Here is a 2082-nt window from a genome sequence, read left to right as displayed (position 1 = left end):
TCACCCAGCTACACACTCGCCGCTTGATCTCACCTGGGGAGAACTGCACCCAACCTCCATTGTCGCACCTCGTCGTCTTATCGATCGATCACGGCAGGGGAGCGGCTGGCGCCCAGTGGCTTCCGCTCCGACGACGGGGTTACCGAGGACAGGTGACCCAACCATTCACCACTTCTCACCATGGATCACGTCGACGGGTGGGAAGGATGGTCCAACGTAGGGTTCACCTGGCCAGAACACACGAAAACAACACCGGAAGCTGTTGATCGGCGGGCAGCTCCACTCCGCGTTGGCCCCCCCGCGTTGGCCCCCCGCGTTGGCCTCCCCTGCGGGCGAACGGGGTTCCCCGCCGACCAGCCGGGTATCCCGGACCGGGCTTCGAAGGAGGCGGACGATGGCCGACATCGTGGTCGGGGTCGATGGTTCCGGGGGCTCCCACACGGCGCTGCGCTGGGCGTTCACCGAGGCGGAGTGGCAGGGGTGCGGCATCCAAGCCGCGATCGGCTTCGCCCGTGGTCCGGCCCAGTCCGGGATGCGGGCCGGCCTGGCGCAGGCTGCCGAGCGGACGCTGCACGAAACCGTGACGGCGGTCACGCCACCGGGATCGATCGTCTCCGTAACGGAGCAGGCCGTGGACCTGCCGGGCGCGGAGGCCCTGCTGACGGTCGGCCGCGACGCCCGCATGATCGTGGTCGGCGCCCGGGGGCAGGGGCTGCTGCACCGGCTGCGGATCGGGGCGGTCAGTGCCTCCGTCGCCGTACACGCCACGGTTCCGGTCGTGATCGCCCGCGGTGACGTCGAGGCCGCGACCGCCGCCGAAGGCACGACCCCGGCTGGTGCACCGTCCCGACCGTCCCGACCGATCGCCGTGGGTGTGGACGGCTCCCCCAACGCCCTGTCGGCCCTCGCCTGGGCCGCCGGGGAGGCCGCACTGCGCGGGGTTCCGCTGATCGCCGTGCACGCCTGGCTCTCGGCGATCCCGTTGCCGTTCGCCGAGGCACCGGGGGAGATCACCCAGGCCCTGGAGGACCAGGCCCGGGCCGTGCTCGACGAGTCCATCGCGGGCGTCCGCGACCGCGGCCAACTGCCGGCCGGACTGGACCTACGGGCCGTGGTGGTGCCCGCCTCGGCCACCCAAGCCTTGATCGCCAAGGGTCGCGAGTGCGATCTCGTCGTCGTCGGCGCCCGCGGTCACGGCGGCTTCGCCGAGCTGCTGCTGGGATCGGTCAGCCACCAGTGCATGCTTCACTGCCCCACCCCGGTGGCGATCATTCGGCAGCGGTAGCGGGGCGGCAGCCACCGACCGTCAACGGGTCGGGCCGTGCACGACCGCATGCGTGTCCGGGAGGATCCCGTCCCAGGCGTACCACCGCTCGTTGTTCTGCCCGGGCGCCGGATCCCACGGATTACGCAGCAGCACCCGCCGGCGCGCCACGTCCACGGCGAGCAGGGTGTAGGCGTGCGCCGCGACGAGTCCGCCGGATCGGGTTCGACGCCGGGTGGTCACGATCACCACCTCGCCGTCGGCGAGGAGCTCCCCGAGGGCGGGAACGGTCGCCTCGTGGGCGGCGAACACGTGCGCCGATCGCCCGGTGAGCGTCCGCAGGGCCGTCGCCGCATTTCCGAATTCGATGGCGGGATAGCCGCCGTGCAGCCGGACGTAGGCCTTCTCGTACAGCGCCGGCCACAGCTCCGGCCGTCCCGCCGCGTCGTCGCCGTCCATCGCGACCTCCTCGTACCCAGCCGCACGCGACCGGGAGGTACCCGGCGCCCGCGGCCCGGGTGCCTCGTCCTCCGATCGCCCGTACGGCGGCTGGACCCGACGAGCGGGCAGGGCGGCCGTGGCGGTGACGCCCACACCTGCGCCGGCCGGTCCGCGGGGGTGCATGATGATCGTGACAGTACCGTTGGGGTTGGCTCGCAGCCGCTCCGCGAGTAGTCCGGGATCCTGGCGGGCGATGCCGATCAGCGCCGCGACGAGGTAGCAGTCAGCGACGCCGCCCTGCCCCACATCGCTCGGGCTGATCCCGTCACGCACCGTCGGGTCGCCGGTGCGGTCGACCGCCACGACCTCGCCGGGGC

The 2082-nt window shown here is 72.4% G+C and carries 2 protein-coding genes; one reads left to right on the top strand and one right to left on the bottom strand.

Annotation, left to right across the window (positions count from 1 at the left end):
• Nucleotides 1–394 precede the first annotated feature (394 nt).
• Nucleotides 395–1285: a universal stress protein gene (locus tag AC08ON_RS16460; protein WP_476608394.1), complete on the top strand. Its 891-nt coding sequence runs from the start codon at nucleotides 395–397 to the stop codon at nucleotides 1283–1285.
• Between the two features lie 21 nt (nucleotides 1286–1306).
• Here AC08ON_RS16460 and AC08ON_RS16455 read toward each other — a convergent pair.
• On the bottom strand, nucleotides 1307–2082 hold a 776-nt coding region (locus tag AC08ON_RS16455), incomplete at its 5' end, for a C2 family cysteine protease (RefSeq protein ID WP_476617285.1).

This window comes from Frankia sp. CoWAU3 (assembly GCF_977971855.1).
The sequence above is the reverse complement of the archived record's forward strand: the minus strand, read 5'-3'. Positions and strand labels throughout refer to the sequence as shown.